We start from the raw sequence: 21938 nt of genomic DNA, 5'->3' as shown, positions 1-21938 counted from the left end.
CCCATAGCAGCCCTGTGACAGGCACGTTCACGAACCACCCCGGGCCCGGACGCACGTTCGGGCCTACGACGAGAGCTGCTCTCGCAGGTCGCTCGCCTTGATACCGACCAGCAGCAGGACAACGGCGAGGAACACGATGCCTGCACTGATCTGCAGGCCGAGGGCAAGGCTGCCGGTGCTGCTCTGGATGAATCCGAGCAGGGACGGCGACGCGGCCGCCGCGAACGAGCCCATCGAGGTGACGAGGGCGATTCCGGTGGCCGCCGCGCGTTCGCTGAGGTAGATGGAGGGGATGGAATAGAAGACGGTGAGGCCGGAGTAGTGGGCAGCGGCCAGGACCGCAAGGAGCGCGACGACCAGGGCGACGTTGTTTCCGGCAACCGAGAGCGCGACCATGGCCACGATGGCGACGACCCAGCTGAGGGCCGCGTGCCAACGCCGTTCCAGGGTGCGGTCGGAGTGCCGTCCCACGATCAGCATGACCACGATACCGAGCAGGGGCGGCAGAGCGGAGAAGAGGCCGAGGTCGAGGACATCGCCGACGCCCGCCTCGGCGATGATCCGCGGTGTCCAGAAGGACACGGCGTTGGCGAGGGTGTAGGCGCCGCAGGCGCACAGGCCAATGATCCACACCTTGGGGTCGCGCAGCGCGAGAAGCAGTCCGTTGTGCCCCTTGCCAGTCGCCTGCCCGTCTTCCTTGCGCCGCTGGTCCGCGACAAGGTCCGCCCGTATGGCCGCCTGCTGCGCGGCAGTCAGCCAGCGTGCCTGTTCGGGTTCGTCGACCAGCCACAGCAGGACGGCACCCCCGAGCAGGAGCGGCGGGATTCCCTCGATGATGAACAGCCACTGCCAGTCCGCGAGACCAGCGCTTCCGCCGAAGGCATTCATGATGCTGCCGGACATGAGGGAGCCGAGGACACCGGATACGGGCACTCCCGCGAAGAACACCGCGGTCATGCGCGTGCGCCGGACGGAGGGGAACCAGCGCGAGAGGAAGTAGAGCGCTCCGGGGAAGAAGCCGGCCTCCGCGGCGCCGAGAAGGAACCTGGCGACATAGAAGGTGATCTCGTTGTGGACGAGTGAAGTGCCGACGGTGACGACGCCCCAGGACGCCATGATGCGAACGAGTGTCTTGCGGGCACCGATGCGGGCGAGCAGCGCGCTGCTCGGTACCTCGAAGAAAATGAAGCCGAGGAAAAAGAGGGTCACTCCGAGGCCGTAGACGGCCGAGCCGAAGCCGAGGTCCCGCTGGAGCCCCTGCTGGGCGATCCCGATGTTGGTGCGGTCGATGAAGCTGACGACATAACAGATGACCAGGAGCGGCATCACGCGCCAGGTGATGGTGCGGTAGGTCGCGGCGCGGTCGACCTCGGACATGTCGGCGGCGTGCTGCGATTTGGCAAAGGTCGTTGGATCGGCCACGACGTACAGCTCCTTTGCTGGGGGGGGTGTCGCCGGAGGCGGCGGGCGCTGCGAGTTTCCGCCGCCTAAGTTGATAAAGTCAACACTCTCGGCGGGATACCATGCCGCTCATGGTGAAACGTCAGGACGGTCGAGACCTTGTGCCGATCTCCGAGCTGTTGTCCTACCGACTCTCGCGTACGTCGTCGGCCCTGTCGCGCAGCGCGGCCCTCAGATATCGCCGCGAGTTCGACGTCAGCCTCGGCGAGTGGCGCACCATCGCGCTCATCGCCGCCGACCCGACACTGACGCTCAACCGGCTGGCCCGGCGGGCCGGCCTGGACAAGGCGCAGATGAGCCGGGTGGTGCGTGGACTGGTCGAGCGGGGGTTCGTCAAGCGTACCGAGGGGGCGGGGCGCAGTCGCCAACTGGCCCTCACTGAGGCCGGGGTCGAGGTGTACCGGGGCTTGATCGTGGCCGCGAACGAGCGGGACGCGGCCTTCGCGGCACTCCTCTCCGACGAGGAGGCCCGAGTCCTGGGGTGCGCACTGGAGAAGCTGGCCGACCTCGCGCTGTCTCTGGAACGACAGGAGCGAGACCTCATTGACGGCGATCACTGTTGACAATATCAACAGACAGGCGATAGTTCTGGTCGAGTCATCCTGAGGAGGTGGCTCGATGACCGACATGGTCACCATCTGCGAATGCTTCGCCCGGGACGGGCTGCAGCACGAACCCACGTTCGTACCGACCGATACCAAGATCGCCCTGCTGGAGGCGTTCGCCGACGCGGGATTCCGCCGTATCGAGGCGACCAGCTACAGCCATCCGCGCTGGGTCCCCGGGTTCGCCGACGCGAGTGAGGTCCTGGCGGGCGTCACCCACCGTCCCGGTGTGGCGTTCAAGGCGACGTGCCCCAACCCCCGCGCCGTCGAACGCGCCCTGGCCGACCTCGACCGCGGTACAGGCGCCGAGGAGTTGAGCCTGCTGGTGTCAGCCAGTGAGAGCCACACGCAGAAAAACCTGCGCAGCACACGGGCGCAGCAGTGGAGGCGGGTCGAGAACATGGTGGCCCTGGCAGGCGGCCGGTTCCGGCTGATCGGCGTGGTCTCCGTCGCGTTCGGCTGCCCCTTCGAAGGGCACGTCGACCCGGGCCGCGTCGCTGAGGACGTCGGCCGCTTCGCCGCCCTCGGCGCCGATGCCGTCACCCTGGGAGACACCACCGGCGTCGCCACTCCCGCAGCCGTCGCCGATCTCTTCCGCCGCCTGGACCGAGCCCATCCCGGGCTGCCGGTCGTCGCCCACTTCCACAACACCCGCGGCACGGCCGTCGCCAACGTGGTCGCCGCCCTGGAGGCCGGCTGCCGCCACTTCGACAGCGCCCTCGGAGGTGTCGGCGGCCATCCGTCGAAGATCGGCTACGGAGCCGGCCTGACCGGGAACGTCTGCACCGAAGACCTGGTGAGCCTGTTCGACGCGATGGGCGTCGACACCGGTATCGACATCGACGCACTCGCCTCCGCATCCCGGGCCTGCGAGAAGGCGCTGGGTCGCCCCCTGCACAGCATGGTGGCCCGGGCCGGTTTTCAGCGCTTCACCGCCGCGTGACCCTGCTCCACCGCCCGACCGAGGAGAACCTTCCGTGACCGTCACCATGGGCGGACAGCCCGCCGCAGCGACCGCAGCAGCCGCCGACGTCCTGCTCGTCGAAGACCGCGGCCCCGTCCGCGTCCTCACCCTCAACCGCCCCGACAAGCTCAACGCCCTCGACACCGCGCTCACCCGGGCCCTGAGCACCGCGCTCACCGCGGCCGGCGACGACGGCCGGGTACGCGCCGTAGTCCTCACCGGCGCAGGCCGCGCGTTCTGCTCGGGCGCCGACCTGTCGGAGTTCCCGGCCCTCACCCCCGACCAGCCGGAGGCGGTCCTGGAGCGGGCGGCTCTCACCGCCCGACTGCAGACGCAGATGCAGGGGATGGGAACGCCGGTCGTCGCCGCCGTGCGCGGAGCCGCCGTGGGCGGTGGCGCCGGACTCGCCATCGGCGCCGACATGACCGTGGTGGGCACGGACCTGAAGTTCGGCTACCCGGAACTGCGGCACTCCATCGTCCCCGCCCTGGTCATGGCCGGACTCCAGCGCCAGTTGCACCGCAAGCTCGCCTTCGAAATGATCAGTACCGGACGGCTGCTGACCGCCGCGGAGGCGTTGGAACACGGTCTGGCCAACCGCGTCGTGGAACCGGACAAGGTGGTGGACGCCGCGCTGGAGATCGCGGAGCGATGGGCCGCGGTGGAGCCCCGCGCCCTCCGCGCGGCGAAGGACCTGTTCTACCGTGTCGCGGACCTGCCCACCGAAGCGGCGATGCGGGCCGGTCAGGACGTCAACGCGCTGATGCGGGGGTTCCGCCGGTGACCAGGCCCGCCACGCCCCCGACCGGGAACGGGCCGGCCACGCCCACGCCGGTGACCGCGTCCGTCCCGCCCCCGCCTGGCAATGCGCCCGCCACGCCCGGACCGCTCACCGGCATCACCGTCCTCGACTTCTCACGGGTGCTCGCCGCCCCGATGGCCACCCAGATCCTCGGCGAGCTGGGCGCCACCGTCATCAAGGTCGAACGGCCGGGCGGTGGCGACGAGACCCGCGGCTTCGAGCCTCGCCTGCCGCACGGCGAGAGCGCCTACTTCTTCGCCTTCAACCGCGGCAAGCGCTCCATCACCTTGAACCTCAAGGACACCCGCGGCCGGGACGTCGCACGCAGGCTTGCCACCGGCGCAGACGTGGTCGTGGAGAACTTCCTGCCCGGCGTCATGGACCGGCTGGGACTGGGATACGACGACCTGTCGGCCGACAATCCTGGGCTGGTGTACGTCTCCGCCACCGGCTTCGGGCAGAGCGGCCCCGACCGCATGCGCAAGGGCTACGACACCGTCTTCCAAGCGCTGTCCGGTGTCATGGCGATGACCGGGGAACCGGACAGATCGCCCAGCAAGACCGGCATCCCGGTAGCGGACATGACGTCCGGACTCTGGGTCGCCATCGCCGCGCTCGCCGGTCTGGCCGGCCGCGGCGCCGCCGGCCGCGGCCGGCACTTCGACGTCTCCATGATGGACGTCCAGCTCAGCCTGCATGCCCTCAACGCGGCCCGGCTGTTCGCCCTGGACGAGGACCCGGTCCGTACCGGCACCGAACACCCGGGGCGGGTCCCCTCCGCCGCCTTCCGGACCGCCGACGGCGGCTGGCTGCACATCAGCGGGAGCGACCAGCACTGGTCCCCCCTCTGCTCCGTGCTTGGCCTCCCCGAACTCGGCGCCGATCCGGCCCTGCGGCACAACGCGGCACGGGTCGCCCAGCGCGACCGCGTCATGACCGCGCTGCGCACGGCCGTCGCCGGGCGGGACCGCGAGCCGCTTCTCAAGGAACTCCGCGCCGCCGACATCCCGGCCGGGGAAGTCCGCGGCGTCCGTGAGGCCCTGGCCGACCCGCACGCCCGGGAACGCGGCGTCGTCACCGACTTCGAGCACCCCACCGAGGGAACCTTCCAGGCCCTGCGCACCCCGCTGCGGGAGACCGGCGGCGAGCCCGCGCCCGCCGACGCCCCACCGCTGCTGGGTGCAGACACCCATGACGTCCTCGCGAAGATCGCCGGACTCAGCGAGAGCGAGATCGAGGACCTGCGGACCACAGGGGTGATCTGAGATGACCGCGACCGACGAGTCCGTCCCCACCGACGCGCCACGTGTGCACTGGACGGTGACCGACGGCATCGCCCACGTCGAACTGGCCCGACCCCACGCCCGCAACGCCGTGGACCTGCCGATGTGCCGGCAACTGCGCTCCACCTTCGAGGAGATCGACGCCGACGACGACGTCCGCGTGGTGCTGCTGTCGGCACAGGGCCCCGCCTTCTGCGCCGGAGCCGACCTCAAGGAGCGGGCCGGCCGGGACGCCGCCTGGGTCCGCCAACGCCGCCTCGCCTCGTTCGCCGCCTACGAGGCCATCGAACAGTGCCGCCACCCGGTCATCGTCCTCGTGCACGGCGCGGTCGTGGGATCCGGCGGTGAGATCACCCTCGCCGCCGACTTCGCCGTCGCCGCCGAAAGCACCACATTCCGCTTCCCCGAGCCGCACTGGGGCACGGTCGGCGCCACCCAGCGCCTGCAGCGGGCCATCGGCAAGCGCCGCGCCAAGGACCTCCTGTTCACCGGCCGGCCCATGCACGCAGCCGAAGCCCTCGACCTGGGCGTCGTCTCCCGCCTCGTACCGGACGACATGCTGGCCCACACCGGCGCGGACATCGCGGCCACGATCGCGAAGGCGCCACCGCTCGCCATCGCGCTGACCAAACGGGCCGTCGACCTCGGCAGCGAGACCGACCTCGACCGCGGCATCCGGATCGAGATGGCGGCCATCGAGCAGTGCCTGTCCGACAGCGGCTGGCGCGCCGGCGTCGACCGGTTCGCCCACCGCCGTTCCGACAGCTCGCACACCCCAGAGGAGGAGAAGTGATGGACCTCAGGACGGCATGCCCCCTGACCGCCCACGAGGCGCTGGAACGGGCGGCCCTGCTCGCCCCCGACGTGGAGGCCGTGGTCACCGCCGAGGAACGGATCACCTACGCCGCGCTCGCCTCCGAGGTTGCCCGGATCCGCACCGCCCTCGCCGCCGCCGGCATCGGCCGGGGCGACCGTGTCGGCCTCTGCCTCGGCAACGGACCCCGCTGGGTCGCCCTGTTCGTCGCCCTCGGCTCGGTCGGCGCGGTGACCGTCCCCGTCAACACCCGGTACACGGCCGACGAGGTAGAACACACTCTCGCCCACGCGAAGGTCTCCACCCTCTTCGTCGCCGACCGGGTGCTGCGCGTCGACTTCTGCGCCATGCTGCGCGAGATCGGTATCGGCGCGGACGGCACCGGTACCTGCTCCGAACTGCCCGACCTGAAGCGGATCGTCGTGTGCGGCGAAAACGTGCCCGACTGGGGGACGGCATGGCCGGACTTCCTGGCCGAAGCCGAAGCCGAAACCGACGTGGAAGCCAGAACTGGTGTCAGCCGCGAGACCCCCGCGACCGGCACCCCCGACGACATCCTGCTCGTCCAGTACACCTCCGGCACGACCTCCCGGCCCAAAGGCGTGCTCCTCACCCAGCGCAGCATGTGCGCCGACGCGTTCTTCTCCGGCGCCCGCCTCGGCCTGCGACCCGGAGACCGCTTCCACAGCGCTCGGCCCTTCTTCCACGTCGCCGGCAGCACCCTGTCGGTCCTTTCGTCCATTCAGCACGCCACCACGCTGGTGACCATGCCGAGGTTCGAACCGGCCGAGGCGCTGCGGCTGCTGGAGACCGAGAGGTGCACCCACTTCTCGGGCAACGACACCATCGCGCTGATGCTCCTCAACCACCCCGACCGCGCGCACCGCACGCTCCATCTGCGAGGTGCGTGGGTCGCGGCCTCACCCACCATTGTCCGCCGCGTGATCGACGAGCTGGGCGCCACGGAGTGCGTCGCCGGATACGGGCTATCCGAGGCATCCCCCAATGTCGCCCAGTCCTGCTGGTGGGAGGACGACCAGGTGAGGGCGTCCGGCGCCATGCGCGTCGAGCCCGGCGTCGAGGTCTGTGTACGCGCCGCCGATGGCACCCGCGACTGCGAGCCGGGCGAGCCCGGTTCCATCCTGGTTCGCGGATGGAACGTCATGCAGGGCTACGTCGACGCCCCCGAGGCCACCGCGGCGGCCATCGACTCCGACGGCTGGCTGACCACCGGTGACGTCGGCACGCTCGACGCCACCGGCCGGCTGCACTTCGTGGGCCGCACCAAAGACATCATCCGGGTCGGCGGCGAGAACGTGGCACCGGCCGACGTCGAGGACACCCTGCACAGCCATCCGCACGTGCGGCAGGCCGTCGTGGTCGGAGTCCCCGACGAACGTCTCATCGAAGTGCCCTTCGCGTTCGTCGTCCTCACCGAACCAGGCACCACCGAGGACGAGTTGCTCACCTGGGCCCGCACCCGCATGGCCGGCTTCAAGGTGCCCCGCCATCTGCGCATCGTCGACGGTTTCGAAGACATCGGCATGACCGCCAGCTCCAAAGTGCCGAAGAACCGGCTCGCCTCCCACGCTCGTACGCTGCTCGCCCAGCGAGACCACGGGGTGCCGGCATGACCAGCATCCCCACCCCGGTCACCCGGCTGCTCGGCGTCCGCCTCCCCGTCATCCAGGCCGGCATGTCCTGGGCCTCGTCGAGTTCGGCGCTCCCGCTCGCGGTCAGCCGGGCCGGCGGTCTCGGAGTCGTCGCCGCCGGCCCCATGCGCGTGCCCGATCTCACCCGCGTGCTCGACGAGATGACGGCGGGCACCGACCGGCCCTGGGCGGTCAACCTGCCCCTCCACCGGCAAGGCGCCGACGAGGTCATCGACCTGCTCCTGTCCCGCCGGCCACCGGTACTGATCGCATCCCAGGGCGGGCCACGCCGCTACCTGGAGCGCTTCCGCGACATCGGCACCGTGTGCCTGCACGTCGTGGCCGGGGTCGAACACGCCCGCAAGGCAGCGGACGCGGGCGTCGACGGCCTCGTCGCCGTCGGCGCGGAAGCGGGCGGCCACCCGCCACCCGCCATGGTGGCCACGCAGGTGCTCGTACGTGCCGTGGTCCAGGCCGTTCCTCAGACCCCGGTGATCGCCTCCGGCGGGATCGCGGACGGCGCCGGCCTCGCCGCGATGCTGGCCCTGGGCGCGGGCGCCGCCCAGTTCGGCACCCGCTTCCTCGCCACCGAGGAAGCCACCGTCCACCCCGACTACAAGTCGGCGGTGCTTGCCGCCGGAGTGGAGGACACCCGCACAGTCGGCCACGGCCTCGGACTCATCCGTGCCGTCGAGAACGACTTCACCACACGCATGCGGCGACTTGAGGAATCCGCCGCCGAACTCGATGTGCGCCGCAAGGAGTTCCAGGCCGCCACGCTGAAGGACGCCGCTTTGCACGGCCGGGTGCGCGAGGGCAAGGTGGAAGCGGGCCAGTCAGCGGGCCTCATCGACGCGGTGCTTTCCGCCGCCGAGGTCGTCGAGCGCATCGTCACCGAATACCGCACCGCACTGACCCGCCTGCCCGTGCCGCTTCCGACCGAGCCGCGATCCGCCCTGGCCAAGGCGGCCGGCGCATGACCGACAAGGTGGTCGCCACGGCCCTGGAGGCGGTGGCCGATGTGCCTCGCGGCGCGTCGCTGGCGGTGGGTGGTTTCGGCCTCAGCGGTGTGCCGAACGTGCTGATCCAGGCACTGTACGAGCGCGGAGTGGGCGAGCTGTCGGTGGTCTCCAACAACTGCGGTGCGATGGAGTCCGGCCTGGCGGTGCTGCTGGCAGCCGGGCGGATCGCGCGGGTGACCGGTTCCTACATCGGGGCGAACAAGGAGTTCGCCCGCCAGTACCTGGCCGGGGAACTGGAGGTGGAGCTGATCCCCCAGGGCACGCTGGCCGAGCGGCTGCGCGCCGGCGGGGCCGGCATTCCCGCCTTCTACACCCCGGCGGGGGTGGGCACCCAGGTCGCCGACGGCGGGCTGCCCTGGCGCTACGACGGGCAGGGCGGCGTCGCGCTGGGCTCGCCGCCGAAGGAGGTCCGCGAGTTCGACGGCTCCGAGTACCTGCTTGAGCGGGGCATCCTCACCGACTTCGCCCTGGTCCGGGCGGCCAGGGGTGACCGGCACGGGAACCTGGTGTTCAACAAGTCCTCCCGGAACTTCAACCCGCTGGCCGCGATGGCGGGCAAGATCACCATCGCGGAGGTCGAGGAACTGGTCGAGCCGGGCGAGATCGACCCGGACGCGGTGCACCTGCCGGGCGTCTTCGTCCAGCGGGTGGTCGCGCTGACGCCCGAGCAGGCGAGAGACAAGAAAATCGAACAGCGCACGATTTCCGCGCCGTCCGCACGAGGAACGGTGAGCAACTGATGGCCTGGACGCGCGAAGAGATGGCCGTCCGCGCCGCGCGGGAACTCAGGGACGGCCAGTACGTCAACCTCGGCATCGGCCTGCCCACCCTGATCCCCAATCATCTGCCCGAGGGCGTCGAGGTCGTCCTGGAGTCCGAGAACGGCATTCTCGGCACCGGCCCCTACCCCACTGAGGACGCCGTCGACCCGGACCTGATCAACGCCGGCAAGGAGACCGTCACCGTCCTGCCCGGCGCCTCCTTCTTCGACTCGGCGCTGTCGTTCTCGATGATCCGCGGCGGCCACATCGACGTTGCCGTCCTGGGCGCCATGCAGGTCTCCGCGCACGGCGACCTGGCGAACTGGGCCGTCCCCGGCAAGATGATCACCGGGATCGGCGGGGCCATGGACCTCGTCCACGGCGCCCGCACGGTGATCGTCGTGATGACCCACACCGCCAAGGACGGCTCGCCGAAGATCGTCGAGGAGTGCGCGCTGCCGCTGACCGGCAAGCGTTGCGTGCACCGGATCATCACCGACCTCGGCGTCCTCGACGTCACCGACGACGGGCTCCTGCTCGTCGAGACCGCTCCCGGCGTCACCGTGGACGAGATCACCGCCCGGACAGAAGCCAAGCTGACCGTGCCGGAGGACCTGAAGTGAAGGACGTCTACCTCGTCGATGCCGTACGCACCCCGGTCGGCCGCTACAACGGCGGCCTGGCGTCGGTGCGCCCGGACGACCTCGCCGCCCACGCTCTGCGCGAACCGCTCACCCGCACCCCGGAGCTGGACCCGGCCCGGATCGAGGACGTGTACTTCGGCAACGCCAACGGCGCCGACGAGGAGAACCGCAACGTCGCCCGCATGGCCGCGCTGCTGGCCGGCCTGCCTACCACCGTGCCGGGCGTGACCGTGAACCGGCTGTGCGCCTCAGGACCTTGAGGCGACGGTTCAGGCTGCCCGTGCCATCGCCGTCGGCGACGCCTCGAACGCCGTGGCCGACGGTGTGGAGTCCATGACCCGGGCCCCCCTACGTCCTGCACAAGGCGGACAGGCCGTTCCCGGCCGGACACGCCGAGTTGTACTCCACCACCCTCGGATGGCGCATGGTCAACCCGAGGATGGACCCGCAGTGGACCGTCGCGCTGGGCGAGTCCGCCGAACTCATCGCCGCCAAGCGCGAGTTCAGCCGTGAGCAGCAGGACGAGCTCGTCCTTGCCTCCCACCGGAAGACGGCCATGGCCCAGGCCGAGGGGCTGTTCGATGCCGAACTGGCTCCGGTGACGATCCCGCAGCTGACGGGCGACCCGGTCGTCTACCCGGCCGACGAGTGTGTACGGACGGATACCTCCCTCGCTGCGATGGCCAGACTCAAGCCGTCCTTCCGCAAGGACACCGGTACGGTCACCGCGGGCAATGCCTCGCCCCTCAACGACGGGGCGGCGGCCCTGCTCCTGGTGGACGAGGAGGGTCTCAGGGCCACCGGCCGCGAATCTCTCGTCCGGATCTCCGCCACCGGCGTCAGTGCCACCGACCCGCAGTACTGCGGGCTCGCCTCGGTCCAAGCCGTGGAGCGCGCGCTCGCGAAGGCCGGGAAGAGCTTCGCCGACTCGACCACCACGTCCTCATGGGGCCTGGTGGCCGAGCGCATCAAGGACCGCAGGGTCCTGCGGCTGGTCAGCTCATTTCTGCGGGCCGGGGTTGTCGAGTTGCATGGCGGCCTTGCGGAGACCCTCACCGCGCATCGCACGTCCCGGGATCGAATCGAGCGAGAGGCTCGGACGGCACCGCTGGAAGATCGAGCGGTCGATCGCCTGGCTGTTCGGCTACCGCCGGCTCACCGTCCGGTACGAGCGAAAAGGCTCCCACTTCCTCGCCTTCCTCGGCCTCGCAGCCACCCTCACCTGCTACAAGAAGCTCGCGAAACTCACCACATGAGACATCCTCTAAGTGCTCTGCGCCAGTAAAACGGGCTCTGCTCAGCGACTACCTGACCTGTCCGCTTCGAGGACCCGGAGAAGCTCCCTCAAGGGGTACGGGCTCTCCCTGCTCTCCTCCTGGATCTTGAGGTAGAAGTCCGTCAGCACTGCGGCGAGCGGTGCATGGCGGGAGAGGATCGCTTTGGCCTTTGGCGATCCGTTCGGCGGTTTCTTCCCATCGGCACATGCGTGAATGAGTGCCACACGTTCATTCCGCTCGTATCCGTATAGAGCAGTGATCAGCCAGTTGACCAGCCAGCTGACCGTGTAGCAGCGATCGTAGGTCCGGTGCAGTTCGAAGAACTGTTTCTCGGACGGTGACAGATCGAATCGGGAGGAGAGGGCAAGGCCATAGTCCGTGAAGTAGAGGCGTCGGCCGTCGGTCAGGATGTTCTGAAAATGGGCGTCGAAGTGCAGGAGCCCGCGAGCGTTCATGAAGGACGTGCCGGCTTCCAGTTCCCACTCCACCAGGGAGAGAGCCCGGTCGGCAGAATCTTCACCAGCCTGCACCTGCTCGGTGAGCCACTCATGGAGCGTCTGAGGGATGTACTCCAGGAACAGCACGAGGCTCGCAGAGGACCGCTGAAGGGCCTCGATACGACGGCGTACCTCGGGGCGGCCTCCCCAATAGGCCACGGCCCGTTCCACGTCCGCGAGTTCTTCGGGAAGAGCGGTCGTGTCCGGCAGCACGCGCCAGTGGTACATCACCGGAAACCCCTGGTACTGCCCTCCGAGCACCCAGTTCGTCGTCATGGTGTTAACAGCGAGCTCCCGCCATGTACCGAAACTAGGCCCACCGACGCCGTATTGACAGTAGGTGGGAAGCCCGAACAGGTTGGCCGTGGACCGTACGTGCTCCGGCAACCGCTCCATGTCCGTGAGCGGCACCCGTTTCACGAAGACCGTCTTTCCGTCGACCTCCATCAGCGCGGACTTGCCGCCGATTCCGGAGCCGAGCCGCACGGCGGCGTCCACAAGCTCGGCCAGCCGGTGATCACTTCGCAGGGCGAGTGAGGTGGAAACAGCGCTGTAGGCAGCCAAGCGTGCTTCCTCCGACATATCGGGATGCTCGACTGCTACCTGCATCGAAACGCCGACCTCGTTTCCACCATGTCTGCGAGTGTTTCACCAGCTACTCTTCTGCATTCTAGGTGCAGGTCGATGTGGAGATCAGCGGAATCGACGGACGGCGCCATCTCCGGCTCAGTCGGCGGGATCCGCAGTTGGGCGTCCTTGGCCCCACGCGGCCGGCTCATCTCGTCGATCGGGCACTCGGCCACGCGGCTGGTCATCCGGTGGATTTCGACCTTGTGCCGCTGCTCCAGGAACATGAAGTACATGCTCAACGCCTGCGACCGGCCCAGCCGGGTGCCGCTGGGCGAGTGCCGCAGCACCTTCCCGAAGTACACGGCCGCGTCAGCGGGCTCCATGTCCCACCAGGGCCGGGCGAACCAGGTCCTGATCTGATCCAGGTGACCGACGTCCCCGCGGATGGTGCCGTCCGCCAGCCCTGCTGAGGCCCGTGCCAGGACGAACCCGGACAGTACATCGGTCTCGAACCGCTCCAGTCGTGATGCAGGACATCGAGGGCAACGAGTTCTGTCTCGACTGAGCGTCCTGCGAGGTCGATGACGATCTGGCGGCCGGTCGAGTACCGGCAGTACTTCAACTGTGGGGAATCAGCCGCCTCGGCGGTAAAGCTGCTGGCCGGCGTTCGGCTGCTCCCGCGATCGGGGAACGGGCCGCGCGACCCTCATCAGGAGTCCGCGGGCTGGGACCATCAGGAGGGGTTCAGGTCTTCGAGCAGGCCGGGGCCGGTCGGTGTCCAGCCGAAACGTTGCCGGGTGAGGGTGCTCGACGCGGGCTTGTCGATGGTGGCAAGGCGTCCGAGGAATCCGAGTGCGTCCGGGTCGACGGCCCGTACCGGCACGTTCAGTTCGCGGCCGATCGCCGTGGCTGTGTCGAGAATCGCCACGCCTTCCTCACCGACGGCGTGAAGCACGTGTACGGCGGGTGCGGTTTCGAGCGCGATACGGAACAGCCTCGCGGTGTCATCGACGTGGACCGCCGGCCAGCGCGCGGACCCGTCCCCGACGTATCCGGACACTCCGGCTCGCTGAGCGATCCGGAACAGCGACCCGGCGAAGCCGCCGCGTCCGCCTGCGGCATGGACGGTGTGCGGCAGTCTTACGATCGCGGATCGCACTCCCTGTCCGGCCAGTTCCAGCACGGCGCGGGCGTTGGCCGCGCGCCCGTCGAGTCCTCCGGCCGTGTCGCCGTCGTCCTCCTCGGTGGCGGCCCGGCCCGGGACGGCCGGAATGGTCGCGGCGGCGATCAGCGGCCTGTCCGTTCCAGCCAGTGCGGACCCGATCGCGTCGATCGCGCGGCGGTCCGTGTCGACGGCTTGGGCGAAGTCGGCGAAGTCGTGGATGAACGCAAGGTGGATCACCCCGTCGGCAGCGGCGGCTCCCTCCCGGATCGTGTCGAGATCGGAGAGGGTGCCGCGCACCGCCTCCGCCCCCATGCCGTCGAGGGTGTCCGCCGCTGCATCGGAACGGGCAAGCCCGGCGACCCTGTGGCCGCGGGCGAGTAGTTCGGGGACGAGCGCCTGGCCGATGTGCCCGGACGCACCTGTGACAAATACCTTCATGACGAACCTCTCATGTTCGAGAACACTGGTGCCCGGGGTGTCAAAGACGCAGCAGCCGACGGGCGTTGCCGTGGGCGATCTTCTGCTTGTCGGCATCCGGGAGGGCCGTGTGTGCGAGTGCGGCGACCGCGGCGCCGGTGTTCTCGTAGGGGTAGTCGACGGCGAACAGCACCGCGTCCGCGCCGATCACATGCACCAGCGCCTCGACGGCGGCGGGAGACAGGACGCCGCTGGTGGTGGCGAAGATGTTCGTGCCGAAATACTCGGACGGCCGACGTCGCAGCGGCTGCCGAACGGTGACGGTCGCGTACCGGGAATCGAACCGGGACAACTGGAACGGCAAGAACTCGCCGCCGTGCCCCAGGATCATCCGGGCGGCCGGGTGGCGGTCGAACACCCCGGACATCACGACGCGCATCGCGTGGCCGCCGGTCGTGGCCTGCCAGCTCCACAAGGCACCGTCCAGCTCAGGGTGACCGTCGAGTACGTGCCAGCGGTCCGCCGGCGGCATACCCGGGTGCAGATACAGGGGGACGTCGAGTTCGGCCAGGGTCGCCCATACCCGATCGAAGACCGGGTCATCCAGGTATCTGCCCTGGATGTGATCGTTGACCAGGGCGCCCTTGAACCCGAGTCGTTCAACGGCACGGCGCAACTCGGTCACGGCGGCGTCCGGGTCCTGGAGCGGGAGCGCGGCGAACGCCGCGAACCGGGTCGGGTGGGCGTCGACGATCGCGGCGAGGGAATTGTTCACGAACCGGGCGTTGTCGACGGCACGCTGCGGATCGGGGTCGGCTTCGATGCCGGGGACGGTGAGGGAGAGCACCTGCATCGTGATCCCGCCCGCGTCCATGTCCGGCAACCGGAGGTCCGCGACGTCGGGCAGCCGCGCCATCACGTGGTCGAAGAACTCCGGGTCGGTGTTGTCCGGCATCGGAACGGGCGGCCGGCGTTCGGCGAGACCGGGGATGGCGACGGCCTCTTCGACGGCGATGTACCCGCCCATCACGCTTTGCCGACCGGGACGAGGATCTTCGCGTCGTGCGTCGGGTGCCCGGCTTCGTCGAGCATGAGCGCGGCGACGGTGGCGCGGGACACGCGCGGCGGCAGGAACGGCTTCGGGTAGCTGTCCAGCGGGATGTTGCGGCGGGTGGTGCTGATACCGCCGACCTGTAGATCCGGGGCGTGGAACACGGTCGCGCCGCCGTCGAGCACGATCCTGTCGGCGTCGGCCTTCTCCTGGAGCTGTTTGCCGATGACCATCTTCATGACCGCCTGGTACATCCCGCCACCGGCCCCGGTCGAGACTCCGGACCCGAGCGCACCGAGTGACAGAGTGCGCACCGGCAACCCGGCCAGCACCCGCGCACCGGCGATCAGCGTTCCCGGCCCGTCGCCCTTGCTGATTCCGAGCGCGGACATCACCACGTCCGCATCGCTGAGGTCCGGGAACGACGCGGGCTTGGTGACATCGGCCTCCCGGACCTCGACGGTGCCCTGTCCGGGCGCGGCATACACCTCCGGCCTGCGCACGAGTGCGACGACTTCGTGGCCGCGCTGCACGGCCTGTTCGACGATCAAGTGCCCGACCTTGCCGGTGGCACCGAGGACCGCGATACGCATGGACAACCCCTTTGACTGAACAAGTGTTGGTGACTTGAGTAAACAAGTGTTGGTTATCTCTGTCAAGGACGCTTCCCCCGGGGTGCGGCCAGGGGCGGGTCGTTAGACTGGACAGTCGGCTGAACAGTCGTTGGCGAGCGCACGGAAGGAGCGGCTTGTGGAACAGGCCACGCGACGGCGGAACCCGCGCGGGCAAGGCCAGGTGCTACGCGAACAGCTGATCGAGGCGACAGCACGCCTGCTGGCGACGATGGACCGGCCCGAGACGCTCACCCTGCGCCAGGTCGCCCGCGAGGTCGGCGTCGCACCCGCCAGCATCTACAGTCACTTCGCCGACCTCACAGCGCTCGTCGAGCACGTCCTGAAGCTCCGCTACGACGAACTCGGCTGCCTGATGAACGACGCCGCGGCCACGACCACGAGCCCGCTCGCGGAACTCGTCGCCAGATGCACCGCATACGTGCACTGGGGTGTCGGGCATCCCGGCGAGTACCGCACCATCATCGGCGGCGGGATGCCCGAGCAGCTTGCGCCGCTCAACGCTCACGGCGCCGGCGAGGAACTGATGAACGCCCTCGTACGTGTACTCACGGCCGCCGGGCGGCAAGACGGCGAACCGTCCACAGCCGACGAGCAGTGGCAGGCGGGACTCATCCTCTGGACCGGGATGCACGGTCTCGTATCGCTGTACAACAGCCACGGCAACCTGCCCTGGCCCGCGCTCGACGACCTCCTCGCTCAGCTGCTCAGCCTCCACACCGGCCGCCCTGCGACCCAGATCGAAAGCCTCATGGCCGGTTAGCCCGACCGGCCGGCCAGATGCGCCTGCGCGCCGGGGTCGGCGTCAGCCACAAGCGTGGGCTCGCGGGGTGGCCGATCGCCGGCCACCTGGGGACCGAACTGGTCACCGGGGCAGTGGAGATCATGCTGCTTCCGTCGCTCCCAGCGCCCACGTCACATGGGTTGAGCCAGAATCATGACGCGCGTACGTGGCCAGGCAGGCTCACCGGGTGACATGCGTGAGGTGGGCGCGTACCTTGTCCGCCGCGTCCAGGTGCGCCTCGCGGACGACGTAGCGGGTGATTCCCCAGCGGCGCTGGTGCTCGGCCATCGCGGCTGCGATCTCCTGCACCGTGCCGATCCAGGCGTAGGGCGAGGCGAGCACGTCGGCCGGGTCGCACTGGAGGCGCCCGGCGATCCCGTGCGCCGCGGCCTCGGCGTCGTCGGTGATCTCCACCATCTGGATCAGCGCTTCGCGGGCCGGGGCGGCGGCTCGGGCCGAGGCGCCCTCTTCGATCAGGGCGACCTGGCGATCGATGTCCCCGCCGTTCCAGCGCACCTCGTGGGTGCGGCCGTCGGGCAGGGTGCGCCCCAGCCCGCTCAGCCCCACCACGTCCGCGTGCGCCCCGGCCCAGCGCAGCAGGGCGGTGTTGCCGCCGCCGAAGGTGAACGGCACCCGGTGCTGGACCGGGCGTGGGCTGCTGAGCCGGGCCTCGCGGGCTCGTGCCTCGGGGCCGTCGAGGGTGACCGTCTCACCCGCGAGGAGCGCGCGGCATGCCTCGGCCACGACCCGGAAACGCCGCACACGCCCCGCGTTGTCGGGCCGCTTCCCGCCCAGCATGTCCCATTCGGCCGGGGTGTGGCCGGCGCCCAGGGCCAGACGCGCGCGTCCGCCGGAGACCAGATCCAGGGTGGCGATGTCCGACGCGAGCAGCAGCGGCTCGCGGACGCCTGCGTGGGAGACATAGGAGCCCACGCCGAGGCGTTCGGTGACCGCCGCCGCGGCGGCCAACGCGACGAACGGGGAGGCGGCGGTTCCCGGGTGGTCGGCCACGAGCAGCGCGTCGTACCCCCCTGCCTCGGCGCGCCGGGCCAGAGCGGTCCAGGAGGCGGCGTCCCGCGGCTGGGCCTGCACGGAAACGATCGGTGACTGCATGTCAGAAGGCTAAGCGCGGGGCCGGACGGGCGGAGACAATTGCGCGTACGGCGAAACCGTCCACGCCCACGGTGGTGGGTCAGCGTGCTGTGGCCGCGTCCTCCGGGACCGGTGTCTCCGTGTCGGCGGGCCGGGCCAGGCCGCGCAGCGGGCCGTTCATGAGGACGTAGCAGATGAGGACCACGTACAGGCCGCCGAAGATCCCCAGCGTGGCGCGCAGGCCGATGTTCTGCGCAAGCCAGCCCGTGGCGAAGATGCCGACCGGCGCGGCGGCGAAAGCCATGGCCATCACGGCGCCCCAGACCCTGCCGAGCATGTCCGGCGGGGTGGACCGCTCGACGACGCCCGTGACGAGCGGGTTGACCGGACCGCTGGCCAGCCCGATGGCGAACGAGACCACCAGCATGATCCACAACCCGGGTTCGGCGACCATGACCAGCCGGGCGGCGCAGATCAGCGCGAAGCAGCCGACGAAGGTCCCCCAGCGGTTGGACAGCAGCCGGCGGCTCGCCGGAGCGTAGGCGAACGATCCGACGACCGCTCCGATGCCGTTGGCCGCCAGCAGCAGTCCCACCGCCCGTTCCCCGCCCAGCAGTTCGCGGCTGTAGACGGGCAGCACCACCGGAGTCAGCGCGTCGTCCAGGAAGTTGGTGCACACCACCACGCTGATGATGGCGGCGAGTACGGGGGTCCGCAGGATGTAGCGCGCCCCCTCGGTGGCCTCCCGCACCAGGCCCGGACGAGCCACGGCCGCGCCGGCCTCCGCCTCACCGGCCTCCGCCGCTTTGTCCTGCCGCGCCGACCCGCCGTCCGGCACCGCCATGATGAGCAACGCCGAGGCGAGGAACGTGCCCGCGTCGACGTAGAGCACGGCGGTCGGGCCGGTCAGGCCCGCCATCAACGCCGCCGCCGGCGGGCCGACCACGAACGCCACGCGCTGGGCGGAGGCGAACAGCGCGTTGGCGGTCTCCGGCCGCACCTGACCGCGGGCGGTCACCCGTGGCAGCAGGGCCAGCCGGGCCGCGGCGCCCGGCGCGTCGGCGAGGGTGCGCAGGAACAGCAGCGCCATCAGCGCCGGCAGGGCGAGACCGACCGTGCCGTGCAGCAACGGCACAGCGGCCATGCACGCCCCGGCGGCCAGGTCGGCGACCACGCTGGTGCGCTTCGGACCGACCCGGTCGGCGATCACTCCCCCGGCGAGCCCGGCCACGATCATGGGCAGCGCGTTCGCGAACCCCGCCGCTCCGGCCTGTGTGGCGCTGGAGGAGATCTGCAACACGTAGAGCGGCACCGCGACCAAGGTCATGGTGTTGCCGATCCAGGACAGATAGTTCGCCGTCACCAGTGCGGTCAGGGGCCGCCTGTCACGGGCGGTCGTCGATGTCATGCGCTGTGGCTCTTCTTCTCTCGGGTCAGTTCCGCGAGCATGCGGTTCACTTCGTGCAGGGACATGCCTGCCGTCGAGGGCGGCTGGGAGCCGCGCTGCCGGACCAGCCGGGTGAACTCCTCCGCGGCCGTGGCCGCCACGGCCCGTACGGCCGTCCCGTCGACCGCGTCGGGGTTGAACTTCCAGGTGAACACGGCCCCTTCGCCGTCGTACTCGAAGAGGACGGCGACGGCGTGGTACCGCGTGGCGTCGTCGTTGCCCGACGGGCCGATCTGCTCGGCAACGGTGAACAGCGGGCCGTCATCCGCGTCCGGCCCGCTGGTCAGCAGCGCGCCCAGGTAGTTGAAGGACAGCTCGGCCCGTCCCCACCCCGCGACCGTGCGGCGGACGGCCGGGTCGGCGGACCAGCGCAGCGCCAGGTAGCCGTTGCCCCCGCCCGGTACGGCGTCCAGGGCTCGGCCGACCTGTCGGAGGTGGTGGCCGGGATCCTCGGCGAAAGCGAGGCGGACCGGGTGGGCCGTGGCGTAGAAGCCCACGGCGCGTGCCGGGTCCCAGCCGTCCACGAGCGGCAGTTCGCGTCCCGGGCCGATGAGGTCGAGTACGACGTCCCCGCCGCCGAACCAGGGCCGGGCAGCCCGGGCGACCGCTGTCAGCGCCTCGGCCTGCCGGTCCGCGGCGTCGGCACCCGGCGGGATCGCCGCCCTGACCCGATGCGTGGTCTCGCCGCCGATCCGGTCCGGCCGGCCGGTGCGGCAGCCGAGCGGCACGACGCCCGCCAACTGGCTTTGCCAGTGGTCGCGTTGCCCCAGCACGTCGTGGTCGCGCCATGCGGCCGCGTACACCGACGGATGCGAGGTCTCGGCGATCGGCCGGGTGCCCCGGTAGGTCCGGTCGAAGTCGTCCACCAGGATCTGCCAGGACAGGCCGTCCACGACCAGGTGATGCGCGGTCAGTACGATCCGGTCCGGCCGGCCGGGGATCAGGGACGCCGCGAACAGCGGCCCGTCGCGCAGGTCGAAGGCGGCTCGGTGGGCGGCCGCCACCCGGGCCGGATCCGTGCCCGGTGCTTCGACGCTCCACAGCCGGCTGCCGGTGGCGTCCGAGCGCCAGCCGGAGTCGGTGCGCCGGAACGTCGAGCCCAGGCCCGGGTGGGCGGCCGCCACCCGTTTGACGACCACGCGCAGCCACTCGGGATCCATGGGCCGGCGCGCGGTGAGGACGAGGCTGTGCGCCCACAGCTCCGGGTGCGGCAGGCCGCCCTCCAGCAGGTCCTCCTGCTCGGGGCTGACCGCGCCCGCCGCCTTCGGCGTGCCGTCGGGGACGTCGGACTGCTTCGGCCGGACCAGGGCCAGTTGACCGCGCATGGTGGGGGCACGGAACACCTGGCGGGCGTTGATGGCGAACCCGGCCCGGCGCAGCGCGTGGGACAGCCTGATCGCCGTCAGGGACGTGCCGCCGCACTCGAAGAAGTTGTCGTCCGGTCCCGGCTCGGTCACCAGCACCTCCCGCCAGACCTCTCTGATCCGGTGCAGTTCCGCGGGCGGCGGGTCGGCCGGACCGGCTGCCGGAGGAGCCACGGTGACGGCCGGGGCGGGGGCGGGCGCCGCCGCGCGGGTGCGCAGCGGTTCGCCGGGCCGCTCCACGAAGACCCGCACCAGCTCCAGCAGGCGGTTGACGAGCCGGTCGACGGTGGCGGCGGTGAACAGCTCGGTGCGGTACTCGAACCGCCCGTACAGCCGCTCCCCCGCCCGCCACCAGCCGACCGTGATGTCCATGGGCGAGACGCCGTCCTCCACCTCGATGCCGTGGACCTCGGCGTCGGGTACCTGGACCACGGTATCGTCGAAGTCCAGGACGAGGTGCATGGTCTGCAGCAGCGGATAGCGGTCGAGGCTGCGCTCCGGCGACGCCGCGTCGACGATCTCGCTGAAGGGCACTTCGCGGTGGTCGGCGACGGCGGCCGATGCCTGCCGTACCACTCGAAGGATCTGCGCCGGTGTCGGGTCGGCGGGAAGCTCGGCGCGGAGCGGGACGTTGGTCAGCAGGAAGCCGATCAGGTCATGGGTCTCGGGCCGGCCGCGGGTCGCGCTCGGCAGGCCGACGACGATGTCACGCGATCCGGTCTCCTCGTGCAGCAGGCTCACGTAGACGGCGAGGAGCGCGTCGGACAGGGTCAGCCGCCGGGTGCGGCACATCGCCAGGAAGGCGGCGCTCAGCTCGTCGTCGAGCCGGAAGTAGTGGTGCCTGCCGTCGTGCCCGCTGTCCTGCAGGGGTGCGTCGTAGGGCAGCGGGAGGTGCGGGGGCACGCCGTCGAGGTACGTGCGCCAGAAGTCGCGCTGCTCCTTTTGGCGGATGCCGGTGAAAAGCCGGCGCTGCCAGACGGCGAAGTCCCCGTACTGCACGGCGAGTTCGGGAGCCCGCGAACGGCGGCCCTCCCGGGCAGCCGTGTAGTGTTCGAGGAGTTCGCGGTTGAGGCGCACGAACGACCACTGGTCGGTGACCGAGTGGTGCATCGTCTCGATCACCTGATGGTCGTCGTCGGCGACCCGTACGACGACGACCCGTAGCAGTCCCCCGGCGGCGAGGTCGAACGGCCGCCGCACCAGCGTGCGTACGGTCTCCTCGACGCCGTCCGGTTCGGCTCGCAGGTCGAAGAATTCCACGGGCGTTTCGAACTCGTCGCTCACCCGCAGCACCGGCAGGTCGTCGCGGACCTCGATTCGGGAGCGGAGCAGTTCGTGGCGGCCGACCAGTGTCGCGACGGCCTCGCGGAACGCCTCTTCGTCGAAGGCGCCCTTGAATCGCAGGCCGGTGCTGATGTTGTACGTGTGCCGGCCGGGATCGAGCTGGTCGAGGATCCAGATGCGCTCCTGGTCCAGGCCCAGGGGGGAGACGGAGCGGTCGCCGGTGCGCCGGGTGAGAACCGGCTCGGTGGCGGGGCCCTCCTCCCCCGCCCGCAGCCTGCGCTGCAGGGCAGCCCGCTGCTGGGGGGTCAGCCGGGCCAGCCGGTCTGCGACGGTGCGCGGTCGGGTCACGG

The 21938-nt window shown here is 70.4% G+C and carries 20 protein-coding genes and 2 pseudogenes; 13 read left to right on the top strand and 9 right to left on the bottom strand.

Annotated elements, in window-relative coordinates:
• Positions 1–63: 63 nt before the first annotated feature.
• The gene (locus ACFY2B_RS26610; RefSeq protein ID WP_390765587.1) at positions 64–1422 is read right to left on the bottom strand and encodes an MFS transporter; all 1359 of its coding nucleotides are present in this window, start codon (positions 1420–1422) and stop codon (positions 64–66) included.
• Positions 1423–1532: 110 nt separating this feature from the next.
• Here ACFY2B_RS26610 and ACFY2B_RS26605 point away from each other — a divergent pair, with 110 nt between their 5' ends.
• The 11 genes and pseudogenes from ACFY2B_RS26605 to ACFY2B_RS26555 all read left to right on the top strand — a co-directional run.
• Positions 1533–2024, top strand: coding sequence for a MarR family winged helix-turn-helix transcriptional regulator (locus ACFY2B_RS26605; RefSeq protein WP_390765586.1), 492 nt, complete (start codon positions 1533–1535; stop codon positions 2022–2024).
• Between the two features lie 55 nt (positions 2025–2079).
• On the top strand, positions 2080–3009 hold the full coding sequence (locus tag ACFY2B_RS26600) for a hydroxymethylglutaryl-CoA lyase (protein ID WP_390765585.1): 930 nt from the start codon (positions 2080–2082) through the stop codon (positions 3007–3009).
• A gap of 34 nt (positions 3010–3043) precedes the next feature.
• A complete protein-coding gene (locus ACFY2B_RS26595; RefSeq protein WP_390765584.1) occupies positions 3044–3814 on the top strand; it encodes an enoyl-CoA hydratase/isomerase family protein in 771 nt (256 codons plus the stop codon).
• 50 nt (positions 3815–3864) lie between these two features.
• Positions 3865–5097 (top strand): CaiB/BaiF CoA transferase family protein, encoded by a 1233-nt coding sequence (locus ACFY2B_RS26590; protein WP_390765583.1) that lies wholly within the window; start codon positions 3865–3867, stop codon positions 5095–5097.
• A 1-nt stretch (position 5098) separates the two neighbouring features.
• Complete coding sequence (locus ACFY2B_RS26585; protein WP_390765582.1) at positions 5099–5908, top strand: enoyl-CoA hydratase/isomerase family protein; 810 nt, start codon at positions 5099–5101, stop codon at positions 5906–5908.
• On the top strand, positions 5908–7563 hold the full coding sequence (locus ACFY2B_RS26580; protein ID WP_390765581.1) for an AMP-binding protein: 1656 nt from the start codon (positions 5908–5910) through the stop codon (positions 7561–7563). The genes ACFY2B_RS26585 and ACFY2B_RS26580 overlap by 1 nt, the downstream gene beginning before the upstream one ends.
• Positions 7560–8561, top strand: coding sequence for an NAD(P)H-dependent flavin oxidoreductase (locus tag ACFY2B_RS26575; protein ID WP_390765580.1), 1002 nt, complete (start codon positions 7560–7562; stop codon positions 8559–8561). Before ACFY2B_RS26580 ends, ACFY2B_RS26575 begins: the two co-directional genes overlap by 4 nt.
• Positions 8558–9343, top strand: a complete 786-nt coding sequence (locus tag ACFY2B_RS26570) for a CoA transferase subunit A (RefSeq protein WP_390765579.1) — start codon at positions 8558–8560, stop codon at positions 9341–9343. Before ACFY2B_RS26575 ends, ACFY2B_RS26570 begins: the two co-directional genes overlap by 4 nt.
• The gene (locus tag ACFY2B_RS26565) at positions 9343–9987 is read left to right on the top strand and encodes a CoA transferase subunit B (protein WP_390765578.1); all 645 of its coding nucleotides are present in this window, start codon (positions 9343–9345) and stop codon (positions 9985–9987) included. Before ACFY2B_RS26570 ends, ACFY2B_RS26565 begins: the two co-directional genes overlap by 1 nt.
• A pseudogene (locus ACFY2B_RS26560) lies at positions 9984–10936 on the top strand (thiolase family protein); the annotation flags it as partial. The gene ACFY2B_RS26565 and the pseudogene ACFY2B_RS26560, both read left to right, overlap by 4 nt.
• A 115-nt stretch (positions 10937–11051) precedes the next feature.
• Positions 11052–11264: pseudogene (locus ACFY2B_RS26555) on the top strand (transposase); the annotation flags it as partial.
• 41 nt (positions 11265–11305) lie between these two features.
• Here the strand turns inward: ACFY2B_RS26555 and ACFY2B_RS26550 are convergent.
• Entirely contained in the window at positions 11306–12364 is a 1059-nt protein-coding gene (locus tag ACFY2B_RS26550) for a protein kinase family protein (RefSeq protein WP_390765632.1), read from the bottom strand.
• A gap of 17 nt (positions 12365–12381) precedes the next feature.
• Positions 12382–12636 (bottom strand): hypothetical protein, encoded by a 255-nt coding sequence (locus tag ACFY2B_RS26545; RefSeq protein WP_390765577.1) that lies wholly within the window; start codon positions 12634–12636, stop codon positions 12382–12384.
• Between ACFY2B_RS26545 and ACFY2B_RS26540 the strand changes: the two genes are divergently transcribed.
• The gene (locus tag ACFY2B_RS26540) at positions 12635–12772 is read left to right on the top strand and encodes a hypothetical protein (protein ID WP_390765576.1); all 138 of its coding nucleotides are present in this window, start codon (positions 12635–12637) and stop codon (positions 12770–12772) included. The two genes, ACFY2B_RS26545 and ACFY2B_RS26540, sit on opposite strands and share 2 nt — an antisense overlap.
• Positions 12773–13085: 313 nt before the next feature.
• On the opposite strand, the gene ACFY2B_RS26535 is transcribed toward ACFY2B_RS26540, so the two are convergent.
• From ACFY2B_RS26535 to ACFY2B_RS26525, 3 genes are read right to left on the bottom strand one after another with little or no spacing between them, the layout of a single operon-like run.
• Positions 13086–13955: an SDR family oxidoreductase gene (locus ACFY2B_RS26535; protein WP_390765575.1), complete on the bottom strand. Its 870-nt coding sequence runs from the start codon at positions 13953–13955 to the stop codon at positions 13086–13088.
• A 40-nt stretch (positions 13956–13995) separates the two neighbouring features.
• A complete protein-coding gene (locus ACFY2B_RS26530; RefSeq protein ID WP_390765574.1) occupies positions 13996–14961 on the bottom strand; it encodes an amidohydrolase family protein in 966 nt (321 codons plus the stop codon).
• Positions 14961–15578: an NAD(P)-dependent oxidoreductase gene (locus ACFY2B_RS26525; RefSeq protein ID WP_390765573.1), complete on the bottom strand. Its 618-nt coding sequence runs from the start codon at positions 15576–15578 to the stop codon at positions 14961–14963. The genes ACFY2B_RS26530 and ACFY2B_RS26525 overlap by 1 nt, the downstream gene beginning before the upstream one ends.
• Positions 15579–15735: 157 nt before the next feature.
• On the opposite strand from ACFY2B_RS26525, the gene ACFY2B_RS26520 reads away from it, so the two are divergent.
• The gene (locus ACFY2B_RS26520) at positions 15736–16380 is read left to right on the top strand and encodes a TetR/AcrR family transcriptional regulator (RefSeq protein ID WP_390765572.1); all 645 of its coding nucleotides are present in this window, start codon (positions 15736–15738) and stop codon (positions 16378–16380) included.
• A gap of 201 nt (positions 16381–16581) precedes the next feature.
• On the opposite strand, the gene ACFY2B_RS26515 is transcribed toward ACFY2B_RS26520, so the two are convergent.
• The 3 genes from ACFY2B_RS26515 to ACFY2B_RS26505 form a co-directional block, all read right to left on the bottom strand.
• A complete protein-coding gene (locus ACFY2B_RS26515; RefSeq protein WP_390765571.1) occupies positions 16582–17514 on the bottom strand; it encodes an LLM class flavin-dependent oxidoreductase in 933 nt (310 codons plus the stop codon).
• Positions 17515–17593: 79 nt separating this feature from the next.
• On the bottom strand, positions 17594–18901 hold the full coding sequence (locus ACFY2B_RS26510) for an MFS transporter (RefSeq protein ID WP_390765570.1): 1308 nt from the start codon (positions 18899–18901) through the stop codon (positions 17594–17596).
• Positions 18898–21936 (bottom strand): condensation domain-containing protein, encoded by a 3039-nt coding sequence (locus tag ACFY2B_RS26505; RefSeq protein ID WP_390765569.1) that lies wholly within the window; start codon positions 21934–21936, stop codon positions 18898–18900. Before ACFY2B_RS26505 ends, ACFY2B_RS26510 begins: the two co-directional genes overlap by 4 nt.
• Between the last annotated feature and the right edge of the window lie 2 nt (positions 21937–21938).

The sequence above is a fragment of the Streptomyces sp. NPDC001270 genome (genome assembly GCF_042896695.1).
Lineage (GTDB): Bacteria > Actinomycetota > Actinomycetes > Streptomycetales > Streptomycetaceae > Streptomyces.
The sequence above is the reverse complement of the archived record's forward strand: the minus strand, read 5'-3'. Positions and strand labels throughout refer to the sequence as shown.